The following is a 1,594-nucleotide window of genomic DNA, read 5'->3' as shown; positions in this document are numbered from 1 at the left end:
CTACTTTACCGCAATTAACCCTAAATTTCAATCGTCAAATTAAATTGTCAAATGATGGAGGTACCCTTTCTTCTGATACCGGTGAACTCATTTTTAGAGAATTCGATGAGAAAATAAAGTTTTCAGAGACATTAACTAAATACCTACAACTAAAAGACGAAAGACTCTACTTTTTTCATTCGAATGAAAACCTACTTCGTCAAAAGATTTATCAAATCATTGCCGGTTATTCCGAAGATGATGCAGCTGATCAATTAACGAATGATCCCGTGTTCACGCAAGTCATCGGGACTGAATCTTTAGCTTCCCAACCTAGTTTATCCCGTTTTTTTGCACGGTTTGATCACGAATCTATTGAGCAATTAAATCAAGCTAATCAAGAACTTCTAGACAAAGTCCATCAAATCAGAGATTCAAAAGCTCTTATCATCGACTTAGATTCAACACATGCCGATACGTATGGAAAACAGGAATCCGCATCTTACAATTCTCATTACGGAACAGTTGGTTTCCATCCATTGGTTGCTTTTGATGGAATGACTGGAGATTTTTTAAAAGCCCAACTAAGACCGGGAAATGTCTATACTTCCAACGGAGTCGTGGAATTTATCAAACCTCTTATCTTGCATTATAACGAGAAATTCCCCGCGATAATCCCCTTCTTACGAGGGGATAGTGGCTTTGCTGTTCCAGCTTTGTATGATTTATGTGAGGAAGAGTCGGTTTATTATGTGATTCGTTTAAAATCAAATGCCAATTTGCAACGTCTCGCTGATGAACTACATCCTGCCTCCATACCATCCGATACAACAAAAACAGAGATTTATTATGAGGAAACCGAATATCAAGCAAAATCTTGGTCTAAGCCTAGAAAAGTTATCATCCAATCTGTTCGCCCGGCGGGCGAATTGTTTTTCACACATTCATTTTTTGTAACGAACTTGATAGACGCATTTTCCCCGAAGAATATCGTGAATGCGTACAAAAAAAGAGGCACAATGGAGAACTTTATCAAGGAAGCTAAGAATGGATTTGGTTTGAATAAAATGAACAGCCATTCTTTTCAAGTAAATGAATCCAAGATGATGTTGAGTTTATTGGCATATAACCTAACAAATTGGCTTCGCACGCTTTGTTTTCCAGAGGGGCAAAAAAGCATACAAATCGAAACCATTCGAACAAGACTGATAAAGGTCGCAAGTAAATTAGTGAAATCAGGACGATCGCTTTACTTTAAGTTGTCTTCTAGTTTTGTGTACCAAGAATTCTTTTGGAAAGTATTACAGAGAATTCAACTGCTAAAGCTGGAATAAACTTGTCTGCTATCTAATTATCGGGCTGTGTTAATGTGCAATTTTAATCTTTACACACTGTTGATTGGAGTGGAGGGCGCTTGACTCCTGCAGGATGTAGAGGAAAAGTCGAGACCCCACAGGCGGAACGCCGAGGAGGCTCGACTTCCTCCCCGCGGAAAGCAAGCGCCCGGAACGGAAATCAACAAACAAATTTAATGCTGCCAATATTTAAAAACAACTTTTTAGACCAAGGGGATAGTATGCTCAAAAACACTAACATTTTAAGACATTCTGCCTAA

The 1,594-nt window shown here is 38.6% G+C and carries 1 protein-coding gene; it reads left to right on the top strand.

Annotated elements, in window-relative coordinates:
- The coding region (locus tag TY15_RS22950; protein ID WP_081799503.1) for an IS1380 family transposase at window positions 1-1,313 on the top strand (1,313 nt) is incomplete at its 5' end.
- Between the last annotated feature and the right edge of the window lie 281 nt (window positions 1,314-1,594).

Source organism: Neobacillus jeddahensis, from assembly GCF_000612625.1.
GTDB classification, from domain to species: Bacteria; Bacillota; Bacilli; order Bacillales; family Cytobacillaceae; genus Neobacillus; species Neobacillus jeddahensis.
Note: the sequence above shows the minus strand (reverse complement) of the source record. Positions and strands in the feature narration are given on the sequence as shown.